Annotated in this window: 18 protein-coding genes and 3 pseudogenes; 9 read left to right on the forward strand and 12 right to left on the reverse strand. The window is 49.1% G+C overall.

All coding sequences use genetic code 11. From position 1 onward, the window contains the following. Positions 1-51: 51 nt before the first annotated feature. From JHL22_RS06565 to JHL22_RS06575, 3 genes are read left to right on the forward strand one after another with little or no spacing between them, the layout of a single operon-like run. Positions 52-435 (forward strand): hypothetical protein, encoded by a 384-nt coding sequence (locus tag JHL22_RS06565; RefSeq protein WP_200235182.1) that lies wholly within the window; start codon positions 52-54, stop codon positions 433-435. 4 nt (positions 436-439) lie between these two features. Next, positions 440-2,275, forward strand: coding sequence for a hypothetical protein (locus JHL22_RS06570; RefSeq protein ID WP_200235184.1), 1,836 nt, complete (start codon positions 440-442; stop codon positions 2,273-2,275). A gap of 22 nt (positions 2,276-2,297) precedes the next feature. Beyond that, the gene (locus tag JHL22_RS06575; protein ID WP_200235187.1) at positions 2,298-3,263 is read left to right on the forward strand and encodes a hypothetical protein; all 966 of its coding nucleotides are present in this window, start codon (positions 2,298-2,300) and stop codon (positions 3,261-3,263) included. 110 nt (positions 3,264-3,373) lie between these two features. Here the strand turns inward: JHL22_RS06575 and JHL22_RS06580 are convergent. After that, positions 3,374-3,628: pseudogene (locus JHL22_RS06580) on the reverse strand (IS3 family transposase); the annotation flags it as partial. Between the two features lie 79 nt (positions 3,629-3,707). Here JHL22_RS06580 and JHL22_RS06585 point away from each other — a divergent pair. The 4 genes and pseudogenes from JHL22_RS06585 to radC form a co-directional block, all read left to right on the forward strand. After that, a pseudogene (locus tag JHL22_RS06585) lies at positions 3,708-3,854 on the forward strand (transposase); the annotation flags it as partial. A gap of 230 nt (positions 3,855-4,084) precedes the next feature. Beyond that, entirely contained in the window at positions 4,085-4,684 is a 600-nt protein-coding gene (locus JHL22_RS06590; RefSeq protein WP_200235191.1) for a recombinase family protein, read from the forward strand. Next, entirely contained in the window at positions 4,668-4,934 is a 267-nt protein-coding gene (locus JHL22_RS06595; RefSeq protein ID WP_200235193.1) for a hypothetical protein, read from the forward strand. The genes JHL22_RS06590 and JHL22_RS06595 overlap by 17 nt, the downstream gene beginning before the upstream one ends. Positions 4,935-5,191: 257 nt before the next feature. After that, positions 5,192-5,710, forward strand: a complete 519-nt coding sequence (radC, locus tag JHL22_RS06600; RefSeq protein WP_200235195.1) for a RadC family protein — start codon at positions 5,192-5,194, stop codon at positions 5,708-5,710. A gap of 178 nt (positions 5,711-5,888) precedes the next feature. On the opposite strand, the gene brxL is transcribed toward radC, so the two are convergent. The 11 genes from brxL to JHL22_RS06655 form a co-directional block, all read right to left on the reverse strand. Beyond that, complete coding sequence (brxL, locus tag JHL22_RS06605) at positions 5,889-7,979, reverse strand: BREX system Lon protease-like protein BrxL (protein ID WP_200235197.1); 2,091 nt, start codon at positions 7,977-7,979, stop codon at positions 5,889-5,891. A 14-nt stretch (positions 7,980-7,993) separates the two neighbouring features. Next, positions 7,994-10,501 carry a BREX-1 system phosphatase PglZ type A gene (gene pglZ / locus JHL22_RS06610; RefSeq protein ID WP_200235199.1) on the reverse strand — a complete coding sequence of 836 codons (2,508 nt, stop codon included), beginning with the start codon at positions 10,499-10,501 and terminating at the stop codon, positions 7,994-7,996. 2 nt (positions 10,502-10,503) lie between these two features. After that, positions 10,504-12,024, reverse strand: coding sequence for an AlbA family DNA-binding domain-containing protein (locus JHL22_RS06615; RefSeq protein ID WP_200235201.1), 1,521 nt, complete (start codon positions 12,022-12,024; stop codon positions 10,504-10,506). Position 12,025: 1 nt separating this feature from the next. Beyond that, positions 12,026-13,807, reverse strand: a complete 1,782-nt coding sequence (gene pglX / locus JHL22_RS06620) for a BREX-1 system adenine-specific DNA-methyltransferase PglX (RefSeq protein WP_200235203.1) — start codon at positions 13,805-13,807, stop codon at positions 12,026-12,028. Between the two features lie 2 nt (positions 13,808-13,809). Next, positions 13,810-16,863, reverse strand: coding sequence for an RNA-directed DNA polymerase (locus JHL22_RS06625; protein ID WP_200235205.1), 3,054 nt, complete (start codon positions 16,861-16,863; stop codon positions 13,810-13,812). Next, positions 16,860-18,665 (reverse strand): BREX-1 system adenine-specific DNA-methyltransferase PglX, encoded by a 1,806-nt coding sequence (pglX, locus tag JHL22_RS06630; RefSeq protein ID WP_200235207.1) that lies wholly within the window; start codon positions 18,663-18,665, stop codon positions 16,860-16,862. The genes JHL22_RS06625 and pglX (JHL22_RS06630) overlap by 4 nt, the downstream gene beginning before the upstream one ends. 12 nt (positions 18,666-18,677) lie before the next feature. Next, positions 18,678-22,250, reverse strand: coding sequence for a BREX system P-loop protein BrxC (gene brxC, locus JHL22_RS06635; protein WP_200235209.1), 3,573 nt, complete (start codon positions 22,248-22,250; stop codon positions 18,678-18,680). A gap of 14 nt (positions 22,251-22,264) precedes the next feature. Next, on the reverse strand, positions 22,265-22,876 hold the full coding sequence (locus JHL22_RS06640; RefSeq protein WP_200235211.1) for a DUF1788 domain-containing protein: 612 nt from the start codon (positions 22,874-22,876) through the stop codon (positions 22,265-22,267). Between the two features lie 3 nt (positions 22,877-22,879). Then, positions 22,880-23,500, reverse strand: coding sequence for a DUF1819 family protein (locus JHL22_RS06645; protein ID WP_200235213.1), 621 nt, complete (start codon positions 23,498-23,500; stop codon positions 22,880-22,882). Further along, positions 23,497-23,691, reverse strand: a complete 195-nt coding sequence (locus JHL22_RS06650; protein ID WP_121737843.1) for a helix-turn-helix domain-containing protein — start codon at positions 23,689-23,691, stop codon at positions 23,497-23,499. Before JHL22_RS06650 ends, JHL22_RS06645 begins: the two co-directional genes overlap by 4 nt. A 135-nt stretch (positions 23,692-23,826) precedes the next feature. Next, entirely contained in the window at positions 23,827-24,072 is a 246-nt protein-coding gene (locus tag JHL22_RS06655) for a hypothetical protein (protein WP_200235215.1), read from the reverse strand. On the opposite strand from JHL22_RS06655, the pseudogene JHL22_RS06660 reads away from it, so the two are divergent. Together JHL22_RS06660 and JHL22_RS06665 are read left to right on the forward strand one after the other, a co-directional pair. Continuing rightward, positions 24,053-24,148 (forward strand): annotated as a pseudogene (locus JHL22_RS06660) (transposase domain-containing protein); the annotation flags it as partial. The gene JHL22_RS06655 and the pseudogene JHL22_RS06660 overlap by 20 nt on opposite strands. Positions 24,149-24,516: 368 nt before the next feature. After that, complete coding sequence (locus tag JHL22_RS06665; protein WP_200235217.1) at positions 24,517-25,332, forward strand: N-6 DNA methylase; 816 nt, start codon at positions 24,517-24,519, stop codon at positions 25,330-25,332. Positions 25,333-25,603 lie beyond the last annotated feature (271 nt).

Consider the following 25,603-nt stretch of genomic DNA (forward strand, 5'->3'; position numbering starts at 1 on the left):
TGATGGAATTACCACGAATATTCTGCTTATTCATTTTAACAGGGAGTAAAAATGCTTTTCTATGCTGTAGTGTTCATAGTTTTAGGAGTGATTTTCAAACTTCTATTAAGTGAAAAGATATTATACCCAGCAATTATTATAACCACTATTTTATGGGCTTTTGCCTTTGGCCCTTGGGCAATTTTAACATTTTTTGAATTATTGCTCGGCGTTACTATAGTTGAATCAGTGAAAAGTAATACTGACATTAATAGTAAAAATACCGAATCAAATAAAAACACCTCCCCTACAAGAAAAGATTATTTAACACCCACATCAAGAAGAAATATAGTGGCTAAAGAGAGCAGCTCTCCTATAAAAGACGATAATTTTGATATTGACATTAAAAAGCTTAACGTTGCATATACAAAAGAATTAAATAAGAATAGCTGGTAATTCCATGAATCAAAAAATTGCCATTTCAAGGCATGACGATAATTTTTCATTTTTAAATGAAGTAACAAATTCAAACAAACGAATACGCCTTGGCTCAGTTAACCCGAACAAATTAAATCAGGTTGATTACACTCCGATATCCACTAATGGTCACACCGTACTCTATAATCAAAAATATTTTGAAATTCATGAATTTTTTCATAAAGTAAAATCAGAAAACGTTCAGAACCTAATCGTTTTGACTACAAAGGAAAAAAGCAAAATATTAGAAGACTTGTTAATTTATAATCAAAGGATGTATGTGCTAGAAGAACTCTATCCCATATTTTCAGATTTAAAATATATTAGCAATTTAGAGCGTAATTTGAATGAATTAGTGAAAAGACTTAACGATGTAAGAAACTTATGTATTAAAGGCGGGTCATTAAATAAATCGTTATCAACAAAATATCGGTATGCTATAGAAAGAGCTATTAGATACAAAAGTGAGCTTGATTCAACACTATATTTTGCTTGTCTGCCCCCTTACCAAGAAGTGTTTAAGTTGACTGAAAAACAAAAAGATAGAGTGATCTTCAGTGTCGATTATAACTCCATGTTTGCAAAGTGTATTCAAGGCTCGTTCCCTGATCCCAGAAAGCTTAAATTAAAATCGTTTAAAGATAGTTATGAATTAAATGAGTTGTCACCTGATGGAGTTTATAGGGTACTATTAATTGGAGCTAAGAATTCAATTTTCTTAAAGCATCACCCTTTAAAGTTTTCAAGATCAAATCAATCTTTTCATTTTAACCTCGAAGTAGGAGATAATATCGAGGTCTTTTTACCAAGAGATGAGATCATTTATTATACGTCATTTTTTGAAGGATATCGCGTTTATAGCGGGATCGTTTCTTCCAGAGAAATCTTACATCCATTATCTAAAACGGTTCAAACGTTGTATAACGATAGAAAATCTTCACGAATAGGTTGTTTAAAAAACTCTTTAGCCAAGCAATCTATCGTCATTGCCACTAGCGTTACCAATGCCAAAAGGTATATAAAAGTTAACTCGGAGCAGCCAAATGATATCATCAACTTTTTCGAACAACATTTTAAATGCCGATTTGACGATTCGTTCGATGTATTTCAAAAATTAGAATTAGCAAAAATCAGCAATAGACTAGTAACTTCGGGCACTAATATCAATAAGTTAAGGTCTAAGGTTATCAATTATAAAAACAGGGACTCGATTTATTCTTTTCATTCCAAAATGCTTTCTAACTCTAGGATCATGATGATGAAATTAATAGAAAAATTGTTAAAGATTAATACCGTAGAAATATGCTATGCCAATGTCGATTCAATTCATTTTTCGCTAAATCGTGATATGGTCAATGAAGTCAGATCTTTTCTTAATGAAGAATGCTCTGATGAGTTAGGTAAGTTGAAAATAGAAACGCAAGCAACGTTTGGTTACTGGTTTGACTTAGGCAGATATTGGTTAGGCAAGGAAAACTTTGAAGTAACTAAATACAGTAATACCTTATTCAATAACTCTTTTGATAATAAAATCTATAATAGAAGAAGGGTACTTAAAAAGGTTGATTCCATACAGGGTTATAGATACATATCTTATCTCCCAATCGCTATAGAAAAGACTTTCAGTTTTAAAAAGAAATTAGTTGTTAGTAATAACCCTGATCAGACCTTATATAAAAGATTTGATTATTCTGAAATAAAATCAGCTCCGATTGCGAGTAATTCAGTAAATAAAGAAAAGATAACAAATTACAGGCACAAATTTTCTTTACTAAATGAAATGGCTTCAAACATTCAACAATTAACAATTAACAACTGAAATGTGAAAGTAGGACAGTGCGATGAGCTATTATGTATCAACATTTGATAATAAATTTAAGAGAATCTTTGCTTCGAGTTATATTAATTTAGACAAAAGAGATATTTATGATTTGGCGTTACAGATCCTATCCAGTCACGTCAGTAACATGTCTTACTCGATTGAAAGAGAAATCAAATCAATACTAAATTCCTATTTTGATATTAATCAACGTTACAAAGACGTTTACGTAAATTTTTGCTTATCGAATAAATTGATGGCGCTTTCTGAGTCTTCTAATGAATTACATTCTATTCCAAAAGGCAAAGATGTTCGAAAGGTTGTCTACTTAAAAAGAGTCAACAAATTTTATCGAAGCTCCTTATTAGAGTATGCCAAAAAAGAAAATATCAACATTGAATTCGTTGAATTAGCCATGAAAAGAAACTTTCTTAAAGTAATAACGGGATTCTTTTTACAGCGGCACTGTAACCAAACGTTAACCCCTCAGATACTTAGCAAACTCGAATTTTTTGTAGAGACTATTAATACCAACAACAGGTTATTAATCCCCTATCAAAAAACAGAAAGATTTCAAAGATTCATCCATGAGCTTTGTTCAACCATAAAGGGTGATACTTCTGTTCCTAGTATACCTTCTAAGTTAATGCGTACCATTTTATCTTCAACAAGGTTCCACTTCAGTTACATTAACGAACTAGACTTGAGTATGCAAGAGTTAACTCGGATAAGACAAATACAGAACACCGCATTCGATGAAGTTAATTTATTTGATCATGATCGCATGTCACCTAAAATCGGAGCTAAATATATAAAAAATTGGAAACAACGACATCAAATACCAATATTTGGCTGGAAACATGAATCAATACTCGACGAAATAAATCAAATCGATAATGATGACTTGTTGTATGTGAACTTGTGCATTTATAGCAGTTTAAACATAAAAACTATGGATGAGGTATCGCTTGAAGTTCTTGGATTTTGAAAAATTCTGATTGTGTGATGGTTACAGTGCTTACGACAATATTGACGGGATATTCCCTGTTGGTTGCTGGGCACCGGTGTTTGTCAAGGTAGTTGTCACTGTTTTTTGTCTTAAGCAGCTTGTTGCATCTTCATCTCTTTTTCAGGGTTCAACGTGACAGGTCCAATCGGCTCACAATTTCTGACTGGGCGTGTTCCCCAGCGTGAGGGGTTACGCAGCTTGGCCTGCTCCAGTATTGCCTGGCGTTGAGCCAGTAATGCAGTGTCTTTACCGTTATGCCGTTGCTGGGGCGTCACGAAGTTGAGTTTGCTATGACGATGCTCGGTGTTGTACCAGCTGACAAAGCGCTCAACCCATTGCCGTGCCTCATGCGTAAACTTACCCTAAAAAGGCACAAGCCATAACCAGAGATTTCAGCCATTGTCATCTTTGATGGAGGAAATCATGAAACGATCCAAATTTACAGAAACTCAGATTGTGGCTATTTTGAAATTGGCTGAGCAAGGCATGAAAGTCACGGATATTTGTCGCGAGCATGGCATCAGCAACGCGAGTTATTACCAGTGGAAAAGCAAGTACGGTGGCTTGGAGCCTTTTCTTTGCCCCCCGTTTAGGGTGAGTTAAATTCTAACATCGTTGAGGGCTCCAACTAGTCTGATACAGGGGGCAGTGACGCGATTGGGTTTTGAAAATAGCCAACAGAAAATAGTGTCTAAAAAACGGTCGTTTTTAAGATACTGTGAAATTAACCCCTAAATGGGGTTTAATTATGTCTATAAGTGTTATATACTCGTCTAAAAATCAACGTCTATAAAAAGTCTATGAATCAACGAATTGGATACGCCCGTGTTTCAACTGATGATCAGAATTTAGATCTTCAACGTGATGCCTTGTTAAAAAGTGGTTGTACTCTGATTTATGAAGAAGCAATCAGTGGAAAAAATACTGAACGCCCAGAATTGCAGCAATGCTTAAAAGCCATTCGCGCTGGTGACACTTTGGTTGTTTGGCGCTTGGACAGATTGGGACGAAGTCTACCTGATTTGATTCATATTGTGACGGACCTTGAGCAGCGCAATATTGCTTTTGAAAGCCTTACTGAGAAAATTGATACAGGGAGTGCTACTGGTAAGTTGGTTTTTCATGTGTTTGCGGCTTTGGCGGAGTTTGAACGGAATTTAATCCGGGAACGTACACAAGCCGGATTGATGGCAGCCAGGGCTCGTGGTCGCAACGGTGGCCGACCCAAAAAACTAAACAAACAGCATGAAAAAGAAATTCAGCGGTTGATGGATGACCCAGAAATACCCGTCAAGCAGATTGCTGAGCGGTATGGTGTATCCAGGGCAACTATTTATAAAGTAGCACCACGTAATAGTGCAATGATTTTAAAGGATGAAAAAAATGAGTATAAAAACTGACCCCGGTGAATATGGTAGAAAAATGGCTACTATTGAGCAATTAATACAATTTATTAATGACGGGGATACTGAATCAAAAGGTGAGTTGCAAAAGCGATTGCCGACAGAGTTGGCAAGCCTGAGAACGCTTTATCAGGTGGCTTATGGTATTGATGATGCTGATAAGACATTAATTGCTCATTTGGCTAGTTTAAAGCCATCATCTAATTACAAAGAAATCCCGCATAACAGTGCATGGACCTTGAACTAAACGTAAAGCCCATTATTTTAAGGTTATTTCCCCGAGGTGCTAATTGGCATTGTAGGGAAACGGCATCTTTCTAACAAGAGTCTCACAAGCCCAGCGGTGGGGCGGTCTTGCTATCCGTCAGTGTGTCACACCGTTCTCGCTTTCAAGGGCTGCGCACTGCGTGCTTGTGGCCTGGCGGCCATTGACACCCTTGAAAGCTGCGCTGCGGCGTACCCCAAAAGGATAGGCAATCTCGCCTAATTCTTTTGGAGACCGTTATGTCTAGCGCACTTTCATTTGATAATCTGAACAATCACAAAACATTGTATGTTTGTGATGATCTGGGGCGATATCAAGTAGCAACATCAGAAGAAATACTCGCAACGGCCAGGTATGTTGCCGATGAGCTTCTCGCCGATAGAATTGCTTGCGATAATCCTGTAAAAGTTAAACAATTTTTAATTGGCAAGCTGGCAGGCATGGAACACGAAGTGGCTGCTTTTATTTTTCTGGACAGCCAATATCGATTGATCGACTATCAAGAGTTATTTCATGGCACGATTAATCAGTCGTCGGTCTATCCACGAGAAGTAGTCAAAGTGGCCTTACGTCTGAATGCAGCGGCGGTTATTATGGCGCATAATCATCCCAGTGGCAATCCGACAGAAAGCACAGCGGATCGAGCGCTTACTGAGCATCTTGTGAAAAGTCTCCAGTTGTTGAATATACGACTTTTAGACCATTTGATAGTGGCTGGTTCACGTGCTATATCGTTTGCAGAAAAAGGATTTCTGTAATTAATAACGGAGTCTCCCGAAAGGGAGGCTTTTATTATTATTTTTTGTGCTGAGTTGAAATCGTCTTCGGTAGGAATGTCTTTAATCATGTGTGTTTAATCTTTTGCTGTTACGGGCGTGGGGCACTCACGCCGTACAGCGATGAGCTGATTAAGCCAACCCTAAGGAGGCCGAGTGATCACAACCGAATATACGTCACCTCAAACGCCTTACAAGCCCGGTGCTGCTGCAGGCGGTTGGCAAACGAGAAGACGTCGTTCATTTCATAGTGCTGGAAGATGTCCAGGCCGCGATCAAGCGATATCTTCCAGCCGTGGTCGGTGACAATGTGGCGGGCGTGCATGGTTCCTGGAGTGTCGAAAGTCCAGGTGAAGTCGATTCCCGTGGTGGCAGCGCTGGCCTGGATTTTTTCGAAGTGTTCCCGTTGCTGTTCACCTTTGAACTCGTCTTCGACAGTAACCAAGTGGACAGACACTTCGTCGTCAGGGGCTTTGAGCTTGACTACGGTTTCCAGCAGCTCCATTAGGTTGCGTATCTGGTAAAACAGCCGGATGTACGGGTCGGTGATCGTCAGGTTCGTGGCGCCTTTGAGGTAGGGGCCAATCAGTTTGTCGTAGGAAATTCCTTTCTGGTTTTCCTCGAAGCTCAGGTGCTGCTCCTTGAGTTCCGGTGTTGCTGTGGCGATGTTCTGGAACGCACTAAGGTCAGATCCGTCTGCCGCCGCAGCGTGATTAGTGGTGCTACCTGTGCCCTCGTCCGAAATGCTGTCACCCACTTCAGGTTTTGCGGTACCTGCATCAGCCTTTTGGTATAGCGACGGGTATTCCCGTTCTTCCAGGGTAGTGACCGCATATACATTACCTGCTGCATCGGTATACGTAAATCGTACAGGCGGGTAGGTGGGGTCGATGCGCATTGTGTGGTCTTTGACCCGTTTTCGGCCTTCAATGGCAAAGCGCAGCAGTTCTTCTATTTCTTCGCGGCTTGCGTCGCCGTGCGGGTACAGAATCTTCATCAGCCCGGAGAAGGTCTTATGTATGCCGTCTCGGTCGCGGGTGGAGATGTCTGACGATAAGGTGAAGTGCTCCTGGTAGCGGTGCGATTCATCTTTGTTGCGCTGGTCGCGCAGGATCTCGGCGAGATAATCCACTACAAAGCCATACCCGCTGGAGAACATCTCGCTGCGGATGACATCCACTTCCCAGCCTGGTATGTAGAAATGGATACGATCCAAGAAGGCAGAGTCGCAGAATTTCTCGGACAGGTCGCAGAACAGGTGAGAGTGGCGTAGCATCCACGGTACGGTGTGTTGGGTGTTGCCCACGAAGGCCATGGAGGCTTCTGCGCCCAAGGTTTCGACCCCACGCGAGAAGGATTTGTTGGCCATGTAGTTCTTCAGGATGTCTACCAAGGCCTTGTCTACACGCTTTTGCTTGCCGGCGAATTCGTCAAAGGCGACGCAGTCCCAGTAGCCCACCAGGCCGAGTTTGCCTGTGGAATTATTCACAAACAGCTTTGGAACAGTGACCTCACCACCTGAAATCAACATGCCGTGCGGCGAAAACTCTGAATAGATGTGAGATTTCCCGGTGCCCTTGGGGCCGAGCTCAATCACGTTGTAGTTGCGTTCGCAGAAGGGGATTAGGCGCACAAGTTGGGTCAACTTACTGCGGCGGCTGAAGAGTTCGGGGTTGAAGCCCACGCTCTGTATCAGCAGGTCTATCCATTCATCGGTGCTGAACTGACGCCTGGCGTGTGCATAACCGTCAAAATCGAAGTGGGACAGTTGAATGGGCTTTAGTGAAGAAAGCAGCCAGGGGCAGGCGTTCTTGTCTTCTGTGGCCATATATTCAAGATCGGCGATGCACCAGACACCGCCCACCAACAGCTTGGGGTGGGTTTTGATGGTGCTGGGATTCACCAATACCTTCTTGATTCCCAGGTTGGAAAACTCGGCTTCATACACGTCGTCTTTGTCGTTCAGCGAGACACTGATCTTGTCGATGACCTTGTATCGGCCTTTTTCGCGGATGTTGGAACGAACCAGCCCGGCTTCGTTACGGTGTACATAGTGTTGAGCCAGAATTTGCTTGACGGTTTCAATGCCGGTCTGAATGCTGGCTTCGTCGCTGGTGGCGCAGTATTGCCCCAGCAGGTATTCGAGAACATACGACGGCACGATGGCATTGCCCTTGACTGTCTTCACAAGGTCCTTGCGGACCACCAAGCCGGGGAAATGTTCGTTAATTTTCGTGTCCAGTGCGTTCATCGTATGCCCTTGCTTCAGAAATCAAAATCGCTGGTAAACGCGCGTCGAATCGTATAACGCAGCGATTTATACGTTGTCGTGTGCGTGGTGCCTGCGTATTGCTCTTCCAGTCTCAGGTTCACTTCTTGGCCATTGGCTTGGTCGGCCTGACGGGTCAGCACAAAGCGTACAGAGACTTCGCGTTCACGCGGGTTGTCGGAGTCCAGATCAAAATGCACCTCATGGCTGTCGGAAATCAGTTCGCCGTCATCGGTGTAGATGCCCGCTTGCAATATCCGTGGCTGGGTCTTGTCAGTCACAGGTGTGGTCTGGAAGAACGTCACGGCCAGTTGCCCCGAGGTGATAACGGAACTCGCGCCGCGCAGAATATCCACTTCCACCAAGACCGTGTCGCTCTGGCGCTTTTTGTGAATCTTCAGCACCGGAATGACCACTTCTTGCAGGGTGGCACCACCATGAACGAAGCGGCTGCCGGAGCCTTGTAGACGCAGGCGATTGATCGACTTTGGGATTTGTACTTCGATCTCACCCTGCAGGCCAAGCTGTGATGGGAAAAAAGTGTGTACGCTGGGGTGGGGAGACAGGCCTTTGCCGAGCAGGAAGCGTCGGTTTCGGAACCGTACTTTGTCACTTGTCACATCAGCAGCAAGAAAATCGCTCTCGGCGAGTTCGCGGTTCTGGTAAATGAAGCCGTGGTCGGCAGTCACTAAAATATTGCTGGCGTTCGCTGCCGTCAGCTTCTTCACCAGTTGCACGATATCAGCCAAGGTCTCTTCAGCTGCGTCGAAGGCCAGGCCTTCGGACTGGAGCTTGTCGCCAGTGTGATCAATACGGTTGTGAGACAGGTACAGGACACGATTGGCTTTCAGGACTTCACGGCTTTCTTCACGGTTCAACTGCATGAAATCTTCCGCTTTCATGGCCTGGCCGTGCCCACCAAGCGCCTGCGACAGTATCTTGTTCCGGTTGATAGTGCCTTGGGAACTGACGCCATCAACCAGTACGCCCGCTTGGTCGTTATCGGTGATTTCCAGTTTCTTGTGCGGCAGCAGAGCGGCCATGCCTAGCTGGGTGTAGCTGGGCAGCATAGCCAGTGCAGGCTGCAGATCAGCGCCATAGCGGTCCTCGCGTCGAATCAGGCTCAGTAGTTCTTCACCAATTTCATAGCGCATGGCATCGGACACAATCACGCAGACGCGTGTGTCCTTATCCAGAAAGGGCTGCACCCAGTGTTTGAAAAAATCATCCTGGCGGCGAACGGGCAGAGCTTCCCAGGCCTTGGCGCCATCAACGCAGGCCTGAAAGCGGTCGCCCAGCTTCAGCAGGAAGTTGTTGGTGTAGAGGTTTTCTACACGGTCGGACAATGGCTCCATCAGCGAATTCTGGCCTGACTTGCGAATGTGGTAAATGAACTTGCGATAGTGGCGGTCCGTCAAATACCAGGTACGACTGTAGCGCTGCACGCCATCGGCGATACTGGACATCTCCACACGAGCATCGGCTAGGGTTTGGGTGAACTGGGCGGCGATATCCAAGGCTTCGTACAGGTGCTTGAATTCCCCATACCAATGGCTTTGGCGCCGTTGGCGCACCCACTGCGACACCTCGCCGGCGGCGACGGTTTGCCCAGCTACGGCGCGCACCAGGTCGCTGATGATTTTTTGATCGATCAGGCGGAAGTAATCCAGTTCCATCAGCGTGCGGTAGTCGCGCTTGCCAAGATCCTGTTCAATGCCCAGTACCTGTGCGCACTCATGCGACAGCGTTTCGAACGCTTGCGCAGAAAGGCGGCTGTTCTTCCACCGTTTAAGAAACACCAGGGCGTCGCCATTCAGTTTGATGGTGCCCTCTGTCCCCATTGCATAGCAGGACTTGAACAACTCAACGGCGAAGTCGCGCAGGCTTGGGTGCTCGGAATGGTAAGCAAAATGCCGGCTCATCTGCTCCCATAGGTAAGTATCCAGTTTGCATCGTGTGATCAGTCTGAATTTCTCAGCGCTGCCTTCTGCGAGTTCCTGAAGCAGTTGTTCCAGCACTGCATCGAGGCGAGCATCGCTTTCCGCACAGACGGCCAACATCTTGTTGCGGATCTGATTCGCTGTGTCCTGCTTCTGTAGAGAATCTTTCAGCTTCTCCCGGCGTTTAGCAGCTTGGAAGAACTCGTTATGGCTTTGCACCAGGTTGATGAATTCGGGGTCAGGGTTCAGCTCTAGTTCAGACAGCCAGATGGCGTTCTGGTCAGTGCGGAACTCCGCATGCGCCAGCATCACATCCAGCAGCCAGTTATCCAGTTCGGCGGGCGGGGGGCCGTCGTGATACAGCAGGAATTTTCTTTCGGGTTCGCTGCGCAGAATTCGGTGCTTTACGCCGAACTCGTTATTGGCCAGCTCTACTGGCGTAACATCAGCCAGCGACAGCGACTCGAAATCAGCACGAAACTCGTGGTTGCTGTCATACCAGAACACAATACGGTGTTTGGTGAAGAGGTTGCTCAGCGCCTGGGTGATTCTGGGGTTGCTCATGGTCAGTCCCCCTTCATCTCTGCTACAAGCGCCCGGCCTTGAGGGGTCAGGCGATACTGCTGCAGGCGACTATTGGGTTTCTCTGGTAGGGTCATTTCAATGAATTGTTGTTCCAGTAGGGATTTGATCTGTCGGTGCAGGGTGCCTGAAACTGTTTTCTGGCCCAGCATTTGTGCAAGTTGTGCCTTTCCGGCGGGTTGCTCAATGAGCAGTAGAACGACTCTAGCCGCGAGTGCTGACTCTAGCCGCGACTCTAGCCGCGACTCTAGCCGCGACTCTAGCCGCGACTCTAGCCGCGACTCTGACTCTACCCCGTTTGTTGTGTCATCGCCCGATTCCTTCGGATGGCCTGTTGTGACCGCCGTCTCGGCTGTCATGGGGTGTGCGAAATACACAGTGAAGCGTAAGTGCAGGCCGATTTCCTCAATGCTGGGCTCAGGCAGCCCTTGTTCTTGGGCTTCCCGGAAAATACGGCTGACACCGCTGCCCCATTGCTCGATCAGCCTCAGTTCTCGAAATACCCGTGCAATAACGCGGTTGCGCAGGTTGGACACCCCACGCTTCATCGCCTCCACAGTCATGCCTGGAACGAGGATGCCAGGGTTTTCGATCTCGATCCGGTCGTCAAAAAAGGCCACGCGTATGGGAGCCCCTTGATGCGAGTAGTCTGCGTGGACCAGCGCGTTGACGATGGCTTCCCGTAGGATAAGCAGGGGGATACTCCAGACATCTTTGCGCTGAACGCCCGAAAAGTCTGCGGCACGCATAGCGTGTTTTTTCAGGAAATCCATAATCTCCTCGACGCACGAAGGCAAGTGAGAATGGATTTCCGTATGGTCGAAAATGCGTGCTTTGTCTGTTCCGACGAAACGGCCGCACTGCACCCAGGCATCTGGAAAATATTGCTCCCGATTCTTCCCAAAAAGCAGAATCGCTCCTTTAGTGGGCACCAAGCGACCCTGTTCCCGTACCAGCAGCCGCAAGGTCAATAGCGCTTCTTCTGTGAGGGTATGTTCTGGCCCGAACATACGCTGTGCTGCATCAATGTTCAGATCATTGATACTTAACGCCGGCATCGGCTGTTCATCAAAAGCCACACCGCTTGTAGAACGCCTTAGTTCGGCAATGAGTTCGGGGCTGGCCTGACGGTTGCTAGAGCCCAGGCGCACATACACGCCTTTTTCATGGCCTTCATTTTTCAGGTAGTGGGGCCGTGAGCTACTGGGAAAGGTTTCAACCACCAAGACGCTTTTGTCTTCATGGGTCACGATTTCTACATTCGGAACCAGATGCGGGCTGATGGAATCAGCAATCAGATTGCAAAGGCGTTCTTCATCGTCCAAAGGGCGTTCCACACCCACCACTTTACGGTCATCATCAATGCCGATCAAGAGCTGGCCGCCAGCGCTGTTGGCAAAAGCCACCAGGGTCTTGAGAATATTCCGCGGGGAAGACAGATCACGCTTGAACTCCAGCGTTTTTCCTTCTGCGGCGGCGAGCAGTTGCGTGATGGGTGGATTCATTTCAATCGTCCTTGGCTTCCAGGCCGGGGATCTTCTTCAGCGCAGCGCCAAATTTCGGGTAGTTGGCTTTCACCCCGTCATCCAGGTCAATTTCTAGCTGTTGGGTAGCCAGAGGGTAGAGGGTATCCCGTTCGTAGGCGTCTACCTCGGCAATCATCTTGCTGATCTTTTCGATTTCTTTCAGAGCCTTGGTTTTCTCGCCCTGGCTGGCCGATGCGCTGATACCCAGTGCTTCCAGGTGATTCTTGCGAGCCAACAGCTTGGCGCGGAATTCACGCAGGTAATCGTTCAGTACCACGCTGACGGTGTCTGGCCGGTAGCGGTGCATATAGATCAAGGCATTAAAGCTACCCTTGGCGCTGGAGAACAGCCAGTAGATAGGGCGTTTCTTATAGCGCTTCAGATGATCGGTATAGAACTCGCTTAGGAAGTAATCGCGCAAGCTGTAATTACGTTTGCGCTTGACGTTCAAGGCTTCCTCAATAAAGCGCAGGTTTTCCTCGTAGTGTTCCTCGCCAAACGTCATTCGCAGGAAACGACGGAAGCGTTCGGTAATGTCGTCGGCGAACCAGTCACCGTCCAGCATGGGGATGACGTTGTCTTTATCAGGCATGTAGGTGGGCTCAGGCACCTGCGCCAGGTAGTCGGCCAGTGTTTCACCCTGATTCGCCAGAATCAGACCGGGTTTGTCCAGGCTGTAGCGCCCGAACATGCAGCCGACTGCATAGGAAATGAATTCCCGCATGGTGTCGGCCAATAGCAGGGCTTCCAGTTCCTCTTCTGTTTTGTCACCACCGTAGCGATAGTGTGGGTTGCAGGTGAGGGTAATTTCTTTCAGAGGGACTTCGGGAGTGAGTTCGTCTTGCAGGCCGTAGGCTTCAATGAAGATGCGGTTGTTTTCTTCTTCCAGGCGCTGCATTTCTAGTGAAACGGAACGCCAGTGAGCGCGGAGGGACTGATAGCAAGCGTTGAGCTTGACCTGGCGATGATTGGGGGGCAGCAAAGGATTTCCAGCAAAATCCCATGATTGCTCATAGCTATTCCAGTCCAGTACCGAAAAATTGATTAGTTGTTTTGTATGTTTCTTTATTGAATCATTCTTTGGGAAAATGACTGGTATTCCTCCCACAGAGCCCGCACCAAAATTCAGGGTTGGGTTGATGGCGTAAAGTGACTCTCTCGTTACCCGCGAGTTCAGCATTCCAAGTAAGCAGTCGGTTCGATCCTTGGGAAACATTGTGGATCCGGCTGAGTCAAAAATCGCTCCGTAATCTGTTAGCCGAAAGCTTGAAATGCTAGATGTTAGGGCGTTCCACGTTATTCCATCTGAGAAATACCTATCTTCGCTCCGAATCTCTTTCGTATAGCTTCCGCCACCGTATGCAGATATGACGGCTGCTTTGATCTCTTCCCCATCATTTTTCCAGTTGATGACAAAATCTTTGTTGCCGTACCATTTTCTAAAATTTCCCCCTTTATTCAACGGAAACCATTTTTTTCCCGAGTGCATTGCTGAGGAGCGGCACTTGCTATTTACCTGGATATCCGAGAAATTAATTTCTGACCAAACTCTTATAAAACGTGAGTTATCTGTGGTTGCTAAACCTTTTCTTGGGCCTGCGACTGATTGGAGCGATTCTCCTTTTATGAAGGCATTGCGAAATGTAGCGCTCATCCAGTAAGCGATCGGGCTCCCTGGTATTTTTTTGAATTCCTTAGTCGAGGCACGAAAGAAATTATTACCCATGTCCCGTTCATAACTACTGCTCTGCTTCTCATTCATTATTACTCTCCCAGGGGCAATACTTTGCGGCCAAATTCAGTTTTGAATCCATCTGGTACAGGTTTGAAGGAATCGTTAGGCGAGCGAAAGCTACTCTGAAACTTCCGTAAAGCCTGTACATCGATCTCACCTGTGATGCAATAGTCATGATTACCGCCCTTAACGCGTAGAAGATCGCGCTTCCACCGATCTTTATATGGTGCACGGATTCGGCTGTCACCAAAGCGGCGATTATTGCATTGGATGATGTAAGCGTGAATATCCAGCGCCGCAGACTCTACTAGCGCGTTAAAGGTATCAGTGTCGCTATTCCATTCAGGAATAAACAAGGCATCAATCTTGCCCCTTAACTCTGCACGATATCGAATGTTGGTCAGTTCACTGCAGATAAGCATGGCGAAGTGAAAATCACCATGCTGAATGACCGGTGGTATGTCGTTTTTCCACGTTTTAGCGGGCTTTAGGCAGACACCAGCGAGTCGAAATAGCTCCCGCTCTTCGTGAAAAGCAGGTTTTTGCTTGTCTTGCCGATAAAGCATTAGTGAAGGAAAACCAAGGCCATCGTGGGTGAGTGATGCCCAAGTCTGGTTGTGCACGTGTTTTTTTCCTGAACGTAGATACTCGACCCCGGAGATCAGCGATATGCGCCGACCGTTGAGCTTACCTGCGATTCGTAAAAACCATTTAGGAGGTATCGCCAACTCTGGCAGGATCACATACCCGGCATGATCAGGCCTGGAAATCAGTTCGTTGATCAGACGATTGAGGCGCTGGTAGCGACGCCTGCTTGCTGGATCTGGCTTGCCCATGGCAGCAGCCGTAAAGTTGCTGTCACTGGTTTCCCAGCTCGAAACGGCGATGGTCTGCCTTGCTTTGGGTTCCCCATCAGGTATTATCAGAGTGCGCTGATGTTTGTCCCATTGTGGCATTTTATCTGCATGTAGCTCAAAGCCGCGCAGTGCATAAATAACCTTGTCCAGCCTCGGCAGGCTCGTGTTGCTGAAGGGTTCAGGCGCAATGAGGTATAGCTCGTTCAGAGTAAACGGCCGCGTGGCGAAGTAAAGGCCTGGCGGTATACCGTTGATCAGCTTCGGCTTGAACCATTCAGCCAATATTTCGATGCCTTCGGAAATCTGAGTTGCATCGTTAATCAGCCACTTGACACCCGACAGGCTCTTACGAAAAGGGATGCTTCGTTGCCAGGCCAACTCTCTGGGTAACCCAGCAAAGCGCAAAGGAATATGGGCGAGATCGTGGCTGAACAGGTGGGCGTGTAGTTTCTGTAAATCTCGAATTGACTTCGAGACTCTGTTTTTCAGCCAAGTGATTCGGAGATGTTCGGAAAGCCGTTGCCAATGACTCTCCATGTTTTGTTGCCAGTCTTGTTGCGCTTTTCTACCCAGTCGTGGGGGTAAGGCGCTGAGAATGGCTTCTGAAATTACGTTGGCGTGATGGGTTTTCCAGAGGCTGATCCCGTGGCGAAATCCTACATCAGGTTTTTCTTTAGCCTTTATTCTCAGCGAACACTGTTCACATACACTTTGGATCGTCTTATCCAACTTTTCTATGATTTTAGCCAGATGCTGAAAATCCTCGCATGCTGTAGCCATTCGGATAATGCGTGGTAGGTACTGGGCTAGTTCAAAAAATTTTACCGGGGTCAACAGGTGATCTATTACCGCTTCGAAAAAAGCGTGGCGGTGTGCTTGCCACGCTTCTGGCAACAGGTCACGTTCAAAGGCTTCGTAATCTCGCAGATTCAGAGCAAAGCCCGCTCTGTGCAGCGTCAGACAGTCTGTCTTACGCAAATTGTCAGCGTGTTCGCCAGAATGGTTAGTAGCTTTTAATAAGTCAGTAGCGATAGATCCTGGGTTGTCCGGCAGGTCTGGTAACGAGCGCCATTCACTGGCACGCTGGTTGATTTGTTCGCTGATGGCATTGATCAGCACTGTACCCGGTGTGCCTCCGAGAATGAACAGCTTGTTTTTGTTGTTTTCGAACGCAATATGGCTGTCAGCCAAGTAGCTCCGATGGAAAACGATGCTCCCGTTTTCCTGTTTGAGTAGATCGTTGCCACCATCGCGATTAATAATCCATTCCCAGAAGTGCGCGCTGCTGCTGAGTTTGCTGGTGTTGTGCATCACTAGCAGAATGTCATCAACGTAACGACCATAGTAAAGAGGTACAACCTGCTGCTCTATGAATTGGTCGAGTTCGATCAGCGCAGCATTCGCGACTATTGCCGACGCGGGCAGTCCTACGGGTAGCCCACTTTTTAGTGGGGTTTTATCAGACCAAGCTTGAAGCGCCTTAATGAATAATTTGTTGAGCTGGGCGAGGGGGGCCGCGTCGAGCTTTACACCTGCTTTCTGGTGAAACTCATCGTCCAACATAAAAGCAGGGTTGAGCTTGTGATAGAAGCTGCTGACATCCGCAGTAAGCGCAATGACTTCTTTCCCTTGTGACAAGGCGCGTCGCATAGCATCAATGGCACCGTCGCGCCAATCACGAAAAGGCTTCAGGTAAGGCTTGAAAGAACCCAACGCCATATCATTGAAGTCGTCATGGCGAGTGCGGCGTAAGCGGCTTCCGTAGACATTTTCGCCCAGGGTTCTGTCGAACAAGTGACCGACTTTCATAATCCACAGAGCTGAGAATACGTGAAAATCGATGCTGCAGTCCGCCATTAAGCGAAATTCCGCAGTAGGCCGATCACCGTTTGAGATGTGATTGGACCACTCGGCATCCTGAGAAGCAAAGATTAACGTTGTTTCGTGGGTGTGGTCCTCTGCAGGGGAATGTTTCTTACTACCTTCCGTCGTTTTTGGCTTTTTTGGAAACGAAATGGACTTTGGTGCGAGAGTCCATGTTCCGAGAAATTTTGGATCAGTAAGCCATTCCTGATCATCGCTGTTGATGCACTCGCGTAGATTCTCCAGATTTTCTAGGAGATTGTCCTCGTAGTCAGCCATGGCGAGTAGTGGCGGGTTAGTCGAGTAGTACAGGTCGACTTTTGCCTTGCGCCAAGCGAGGATGAGATCTTCAAGGGTGATCATTTGCCAATCCTACGTGCTGCTTGGATAATTTCCAACGCGCGGGGGCCTTGCTGATCTGCTCCACGGAAGTCGGACAGGCGAACATATCCACCCTTGTAGTCCGGTTTGTATGCGTTCTCTAGCGTGAAAGTACAAATTGGCACCGTAGCACCGTCAAAGCCTGAGTATTCAAGTTGTATAAGGGAGGTGATGGTCTTCTGTTCGATAAGGAAGGTGCGAAGCTTTTCGTAGCTAGATATGAACATCCATACGAACGGTGTCATGAAGCCGATATGCCCTTTTGGAACAGCTAGTTCGAGGTTGCGAATGATGAATGCGGCGAAAAGGTCAGTTTTTACCGATTCGTAGTTTTGCTTGAGCCAGCTGCTTAAGCGTGGATTCATTCCTTTGCCGCCCATGTAGGGTGGGTTTGCCACTACGATGGCGTAACGTGGGCTGAGGTAATCCGCCATGCGCAGCACAGTCAACACACGCTGGTGGGTTTCTGCCAAGAACAGCCTGCCACCCATGTCCTTGGTTTCAAGAGTCGCCAGAATATCAGCTACGTTGCTGGCTTTGGGCGTAATCAGCGAGCCGAAGTTATCGGCCTCATCGAACTGCCGTAGCGTCTTGCGCAGTTCCGGCGTGAACAGGTCTTTGCCCACTGCGATCATGTATTCGGTCAATACATCATCGTCGAATGCGATCTTTTCCAGCACGCAGATATTGGGGCGTATGCCCTTGCTGAAAAACCGCCGTTGGCGTTCGCGGGCTTTCATGGTCAGGGCGAAGGCGGCAAGCTCACCGGCGCGTTCATCCAGTTCAATGCCGTACAGGTTGTGGGTCAGGATGTTTTCCGGAATCTCTGACGGGTCGTAGCCCTCTTCCTCGTAGATGTCGTAGAGCAGGTCGAAGGCATAGGTCAGCATATGGCCGGAACCGCAGGCCGGGTCGCAGACTTTGATCTCTTCCGGCCCGTTTATCTTCAGGAAGTCGGTGTCGGGTTGTTCCGGTGGAATGTAGTATTCCATCTGTTCGGCCAGACGCGATTGGGGCCGGTTCAGCAGCCACAGGCGCCCCAGCGAGTTCTGCACCAAATAACGCACGATCCAGTGGGGGGTGAAGAGCTGGGTGGCGGCGGGAATATTACTGGGAGTGATCTTCTGGTTCTTTTTCAGGCCGTCAAAGATCTGGTCTTTCTTTTCAGAAATATAGAACTGGTACAGCCAGCCAATCACTTCCACGCTTTCGCAGGCGTCTGGTGTCATGGCCTCGCGGGTGTAGGCCAGGATGGAATTCTCCGACAGCAGGTCATCGGGGAGCAGCAGTTCGGTGTAGTCGTCGATGTGCTGGAACAGGAAAGGCATGTTCCGGTGCCAGTCGCGGCAGGCGGCGACCACCAGCAGGCGGTAGGCTTCGCCTTGTGAGTCGCGGCTGGGGGTGCGGCCCGACAGCAAGCCTTGTATTTCCTGGCGAACAGCGGCAGGCACCATGTCTTCGTCGATATGGCCCATCTTGGCTTCGGCCAGAATCTCGGGCTGAAATTGGCCTTCGGTGGGTGACACCACGCCTACCCGCGTGTAGCGGTTCACATCCATGAAGCGCAGGGCGCAGAAACGGTTGAACCAGATGTAGGCCACGCGTTCAATCACGTATTCCCGGCTATTGTTGGAAATGGCTTTTTCCAATGCCTTTACCGCTTCAGCGCTTTCACGGCGAGCCAGGCTGTCTGTGGTCAGCACCGTATCGAGCTTCAAATCCACTTGTTCGATCAAACTGCTACGGGCGAACTGAGCGAACTTCTTTAATTTTGAGGTGTCCATCCTTCCTGCCCTTTAAATCTGTACTTTGTGACCTTGCTGCACTTCGCTGAGCAAGGCTTTGCGTAAGGCATCTAGGTAATTATCGATATCGGTTTCTGTTGCCAGCCACGCCTTGGGGTAGTCGGGTTTTAAACTGCGGGCCGGTACGATTTTTGGGGCGGCAGGCGGTACGGGCGTCGGCGCAGACGGCTGTGGTACATCTTGAATGCGGTTGCTGTTGTCTGAGCCCGCGCTGACAGGCTCGGGGGTACGGGTTTGCTGCGCCATAGCTGCGGTCTTTGTCAGCAGCGTGGCATAACCCTGGTCTTCGAAGTGGTGCATGCGGTCGTTGATGGCCGCGATCAGCGTTGTCTGTTCAACGTACTGTTGCAAGTCCTGGAAGGGTTTGTCGAGTTCTTCCTGCCTCGGTGCTGGCAAGGCTTGGTATTCTTCCATGCCTTGCAGTCGGGATTGCAAACGGCTCAGTTTTGCAATCGCCTGTTCCGTGGCCTGCTTTACTGCAGTAGTGACTTCTGCACGTAAGGTGTCGACCAGCCCCTTGAGCTGCTGCATGCGGTTGCTGCGGTAGCACTTGGGGTCAGCCAGAATGGTCTGGATCTGTTTTGGCGTGTCGCTTTCAAGGTAGTGAAAGTTCGATTCCTGTGACTGCAACAGGTTTCGAGCTTCCAGGTAGATCTCTTTCTGTGATCCCCCCATAAAACTGAGGATGGGGTCCAGGATGTCTTCTTTCAGGGCCAGCAGCTTGTCTTCTTGCTGGCGAAGTTCGGTCAGCCACCATGTGTAAGGCTTGCCGGCCAAGTCCTGGAAGGTCTGTTGTATCGGTTGCAGGTTTTCCAGGAATGGAAAACGGTCTGCCTGTGAAAGCAGCGGTTTGATTTTTTCGTTTATCAGGCGCTGAGCATTGGCCGAGGCTTCCTTACCCAGGGCTTTGGCTTCGCTGCTGCTGGGTGGGCCAAAGAACTCCTCATGGAATTCTTTCAGCGCCCGAACTTGAGACGCAGTGAACTCAATCTGTGGCTCTAACACCAAATGCCCGTGGGCGCTGGTGTTGCGCAGGGCTTGTTCCAGGGCGTCGGTTTCCAGCAGGTTGCTGTCGCTGCGTGCTTCCAGTTTGCCGCGGGCCCAAAGGTTGGCCGTCAGGCACAAGATCGCGGCGTAGTACCAGCCGTAAGGCTTGCGCTCGAACCGTTCCAGCACGCTCTTGAGTGTGGTGCGAACGCCTTCGCGCTGGTTGCCGTGAATAAAGGCCAGAATTTCCTGCTCGGATTCGGGCAGGGTAGCGGCATCATTGCCAATCAGGCCATCAGTGGCCAGTTCCAGGCAGCGGCGGATATCGTTTTCGGTGTAAACGACGCCGCGCAGCATGGAAAGGTTGGGGTACACCCGGGTAACCAATTCATGGAAGCCGCGGGTGATGCGTGTGGCAGGTTCATTCGCCGTGACTTCGACATCGGCCCCGGCAATCATCAGCCTGGCGTTGCCGATCAGCTCGTGCACCAGCAGGCGGATGCGCGCTTCGCGCTGCTGATTCTGGTGGCCTTTGTCATACAGAATGCGTTTGGTGGTTTCATTCTGGGTAATGGAAATGTTCTGCCGGATGTAGCGTTCAGTTCTCTTGTACATCAGCAGTTCGCGCATCAACTGTTCGTCAGGCCGCATCACGACAAACAGCGCTTCCATCTGGTAGGCCGAAGCAGTGCGCAGCATCTGCTCGCTTTCCACGTGCTCATGAAACGGGCTGATCACGTGAATGCTCAGTTCGTGGTCGCGGCCGTGCAGGCGGTCGTCCAGACGCCGGGCGAAGGAGTAATCCTGCCCCTGGTTGGCTGAAGTACCCAGGCTCACACGGATCTTGCGCTGCCCCAGCACCTGATCAAACACCATTTTCTGAAGCTCTTCGGCAACGTCGGTGGTATCGACATCGGTGTTTTTGATCTCCTGCTCGATGTCTTTTTCTTCGTCGCTCAGGAACTCAAACAGTTCGCCGTTACGCTGGATGTAAGTCTGGCTTTCCAGCAGGTTAAGCGCTTCTTCCACGCGGCGCTTCAGGCCGGGCAGGTCTTGTTCAAAACCTTCCAGCATCAATACGCACAGGTTGCGTATCGAGGGCTTGAACTCCTTTACATACTTGACCAGGAACAGCGCTTTCAGCAGGCGTACTGCGAATTCATCTCCCAGGTGTTGCTCTGCCTGCAGGATGGCGCGTTGAATGTTGGATTTCAGCGCCGTGCGGATGCCTTCGAACATTCGGTCAAATGTAGCCAACTGACCCACATCGGTGTCGCGGATCTGTATGACGACTTGCTGGAATACGCCCAACATGGATCGTTCACCCACAGAGCTGTGCTTGCCTTCAAAGGCGTTCTGTTTCGATAGGTTCTGTATGGCTGCCTGAAACAGTGAAAACTGATACGGAATGAAGGGGTAGCTATTGACGAAGTGATCCTGGTCGCGGAAGTTCTGATAGTGCTGACTGCCATCCGTGAAATCGAACAGGGTTTTGAAATTGTTCGATTGCGCATGGTAGATCTGCGCGAGTTGGGTGGCGCCGTCTTCCGTCTTCGCCAGCAGGCGCTTTTGGATCACTTCGGCAACGTCCTGGGACGTTAGCTTCATGCGATTGGCAAAACGCGCCTGAATCTTGGTGAAGTCGTTCTCCTGGCGCTTGTTCATTTCGCCCAGAACGGTGCTCATGTCCTCTTGCGCCGTGACAATGATCCAAGCACGGCCACGGCATTTGGTCGCCAGGCTTTCTGCAATGGTCTGCAGATTGGTCATCAGCTTGGTGTTCTCGGCAATGTATTGCCCCACTTCATCGACAAAGAAGTTCAGGCGAAATTCCGGCCCTTGTTGGTCTACCCAGCGCCGCACCTGCTCGGCGAAGTCTTCAATGGACACCCGATACTGGGCACGGTATTTGTCTAGAATGCCCAATGCCTGGTCTGCCTCGGTTGCGGTGGCCTGAGCATAGGCTTGCGCAATGTTGCGATTTTCGAGCAGGGCCTGTTCGCGCCCGATGTGCCAGGGTTTGCCGGCGACCGCCTCGAATGCCTGTTTGAAGGCTTCGTATTGGCCTCGACTATCAAGGTCGCGCTCGAACTGGGCAATGTGACCCTGATTGCCGTAGTAGCCACACATCTCATCGAAGACCTTCACGAACACTGATAGCAGGGCATCAATTTCAGTCTTACTGATGATGGCGGCTTTCTGGTCGATGTTGAACAGAATGCTCTTTGATGGAACGGCTACGGCCTTTTTCAGGTCGGCGCGTAGCATCTCGTTGCTACCGCATTTGGGCAAGAACAGATCCAGCGTGTTGGCCCCGTCTATTGAGCGGTTTTCCAGCACCAGGGCCAGCATTTTCAGCAAGTGCGACTTACCAGAGCCGAAGAAGCCGGATATCCACACCCCGTTCGCATGGGTGTAGTTGTTGTAGGCCTCAAGAAAAGCCTCCAAGCGCTTTTCCACCTCGTTGGTGAGGACATATTCCTCGATTTCGAGGCGCAGGCTGGCTTCATCGTCGGCCTTGATGACGCCTTCGATGGGGCGATCGACCGGTTTGCTGAAAATGGTTTTCAAATGCATGCCGCTTTCCTCGTTCATACTTCGAAGTGATAGATGTTGAAGGCCCGGTAGTACTTGTCATCGTGCAGGCGTCCGAACAGATCCAGCGACGCGCCGGATATCTGCGACTGGGTATACACGCCGGGGAAGAACATGACAGTGGGCTTTTCTTTCGCTGTGCTTTGCAGGTTGTTCAGCACGTTGTGGGAACGAATGTAGGGGAAGACTTCGCCTACACCGGACAACAATAGGATGTCGAAAGTGTGCGTGGCCAACTTCTGTGCAATGGCGGGCACCAGGTGGCTTTCAGGGTCCAGCACGCCCTGCAACAGCTCCTTGAGCTCGTCCTTAGTGACGGTAGGTTCTACTTCCAGTATTTGTTCCCAGATACCGCGTGTATGCAGAAGCTCGATGGCCAGGTCGTAAAGATTGATCTCCAGAACCTGAACACCCTTTTGCTCAAGATGCTGGGTCAGTTGCCTGCGTAGGCGGTCCATCGCCACCGCCTCTTCAGGCGGGTAGGGGCAGATGAAGAAGGGCACCTCATTACCCAACCCTTGCTTTTGCAGAAAGCGTTGCCCCGACATGACCGCACAAAGGTGGTCAAAGCGTTCTTTTATTGGACGGCGAGCGATGTCGTGAGGCATGGGTCAGGTCTTGATCTGTGTGTCGAAAGTGGGGAAGTACAGGGCTTCTTCGGGACGACCCTGACGGAGCAATTGCGCGAGTTGGGGGTTAAGCTGAACACCCTGAATGGTGCGTTGTGCAGACAGCAAACCTGCTTCGCGCAGCAGGCGGAACAACACCTGACGTAATTTGTTGTGTGTGGATGGGCTGATCGAATCAAGTTCAGGATGCCATTGCACCTTGCGGTTGAAAAAGGCATCGAACTCACCGAGTGGCAGCTCATACTTCAATGACAAATAACGTTCGCGTACCACTTCGGCAGCGAACTCGGCAACAAAGGGGTAGCAGCGGCAGACAGCCAACCATAGGACCTGAGCTTGATGCGGTTCGGTGGCTTTGGTTAGTAACTCCAGTTCCGCGGGACTGAGGGTTTCCAGACGAGTCGTCAGCTCGCGCAGCAGGCGACGTAAGGAGCTTTGTGTCCTGACCTGCAGTAGATTCTCGGCGAAAGCCCCGTTGCGTACTTGCTCCCAGTCGCCCTGATCCAGATAGCGCCCTGCCAGTATTGCGGAATCGCTGATACAGAGGCTGGCTGCTGTGAAGGACATGCGGTAGTCTTTGGAAAGCGGAGTAATGCTGTTCATTCGTGATGCTCTGCCGCGCCACCGGCTTTGACCCAGGCGTCTACTTCGTCACGCTTGAACTTCCATAGCCTGCCCATCCGGTGAGCAGGCATGGCGTGCTTATCGATCCACTTGTACACGGTGTCGTTGCTGACCCCAAGGTACTTGCAAATGTCGTGGATAGACAGCCAACGGTCGTCGAGTTCGGTCATGGATGTTTAGCAGGCAGCGTGAACAGATAGGCAAGACAAAGTTATCCTGCATGATGATGTAATAATATCTTTGCTGCGGGTCGATGTCAAACGATATTTGCCGATTTAAGCCGAAATTGGCGACGTAAGATGCAATCACCAGGTGAGGGCGGCGGTTGTTGCTCCCATATCGCTATGCAAGGTTTCCTTCAGCGGGTGATTGCTTTCAATTAGGTATTCATTGCGATGATGTAATCGATCAAGAAATTTCTTTTGAGGCAGGTTGCTGGCTTTTCCTCCGTCTTGCCAACGATTACATTCTTTGCAGGCCAATACCAAGTTCCATACTTCATTAAGCTGAAGGTCATACATCGACCCAAACTGGATGAAGGATGTCCTCACACGCTTGCCCACTCAGCCCGCCAGCCGTATTGCTGAACTGTTGCCGCATAATTGGCAACCACAGACAGCGATGTAAAAAAAACAGGTTAAAGAAAACCGCTGTCAAGATGAGATGGCCGAACGCTTACAAATGAGTTTGCATTAAGATGTTTAGAGTACAGTAGATGTAGATATCATGGCTACGATTTAGGATATAAAGGCATGAGACGATATTACCAAAGGTGCTAATAGGCGCCGTAGGGAGACGGTATATTTCTAACTCCAGCCCCACAAATTCATCGGTGGGGCGGTCTTGCTATCCGTCATGATGCCACACCGTTCTCGCCGTCCAGGGCTGCGCACTGTGTGCTTGTGGCCTGTCGGCCATTAAAACCCTTGACGGCTGCGCTGCGGCGTGACTCCAAAAGGATAGGCAATCTCGCCAAAATCCTTTTGGAGTCCGTTATGAATACAATTCAACAAAACAAAATTTTAAATACAGCAGATGAACATCAACAAGCCATTGTCAAAATCATTGAAGCATTATCCAGGACATATGGGTTAGATCGTGTTTGGTCTGATTGGGTTGAGATATGCGCCATTGCATTAGCCAGAGCTGATAGGGCGCAATTTGAAGCCAGGGAAACACGTTACCTGAGTATCGTTAATCACTACGACAAGAAGGAACTTAACGGACTGGTACAGGCTTTTTCACATCTTGTCATGGCTTTTGAGAAGCATGTAGAGAACGGTCAGATCATTGATGTCCTCGGTAAGATTTTTATGATGCTGAACATGGGGAACTCAAATTCTGGACAGTTTTTTACACCATTTGAAGTCTCGTTGATGATGGCTCAAATGCTTACGCCTAAAAACGGATATGACATTATCAGGCAACGAGGGTACGTCCGATTGGCTGAGCCAACGGCTGGGGCAGGGGGCATGATCCTTGCCTATGCCAGGACAATTGCTGAGGCAGGATATAGTTATCAACGAGAGCTACATGTGACAGCAACAGATATTGATAGCCGTTGTGTACACATGACATTTGTACAGCTGGCTTTGCTACATATACCGGCAGTCGTTATACACGGCAATGTACTTACTGTTGAAGAGTGGCAGCATTGGTATACTCCAGCCCATATTATGGGTGGCTGGCATTGGAAGTTACAGCAATCAGATATGACCAATAAACAGCCTGATACGGCAGAGTCTGAATTGATTATGCCAGTGCCAAGCATTGAAAGCTTATTAACTGCCGATCAATTACAACTTTTTTAATCAGCAGTAGGGCCGCATTAGCGGCCTTTTTTTTATTTGGTCAAATACTCCAATTACTTGTAGGTAGCTAAGAGGTTAGTGGCCGTAAACGGCCTATGGGTGCTCGCCGCACGGCTGGTGTTAACCCCCGGATGCAGCGGTTACGGCTAATGCCATTCCCGAGAGTTTCTTGGCCCAAAAGCGCCGACTGTATCACTCCACTCCTGCGCTTCAAGGGCTTTCGCGGCATAACAGGCACCTCCCGCAAGCGGGGCCCTCCTATTATTCCACG

The sequence above is a fragment of the Advenella mandrilli genome (assembly GCF_016595155.1).
GTDB lineage: Bacteria > Pseudomonadota > Gammaproteobacteria > Burkholderiales > Burkholderiaceae_B > Advenella > Advenella mandrilli.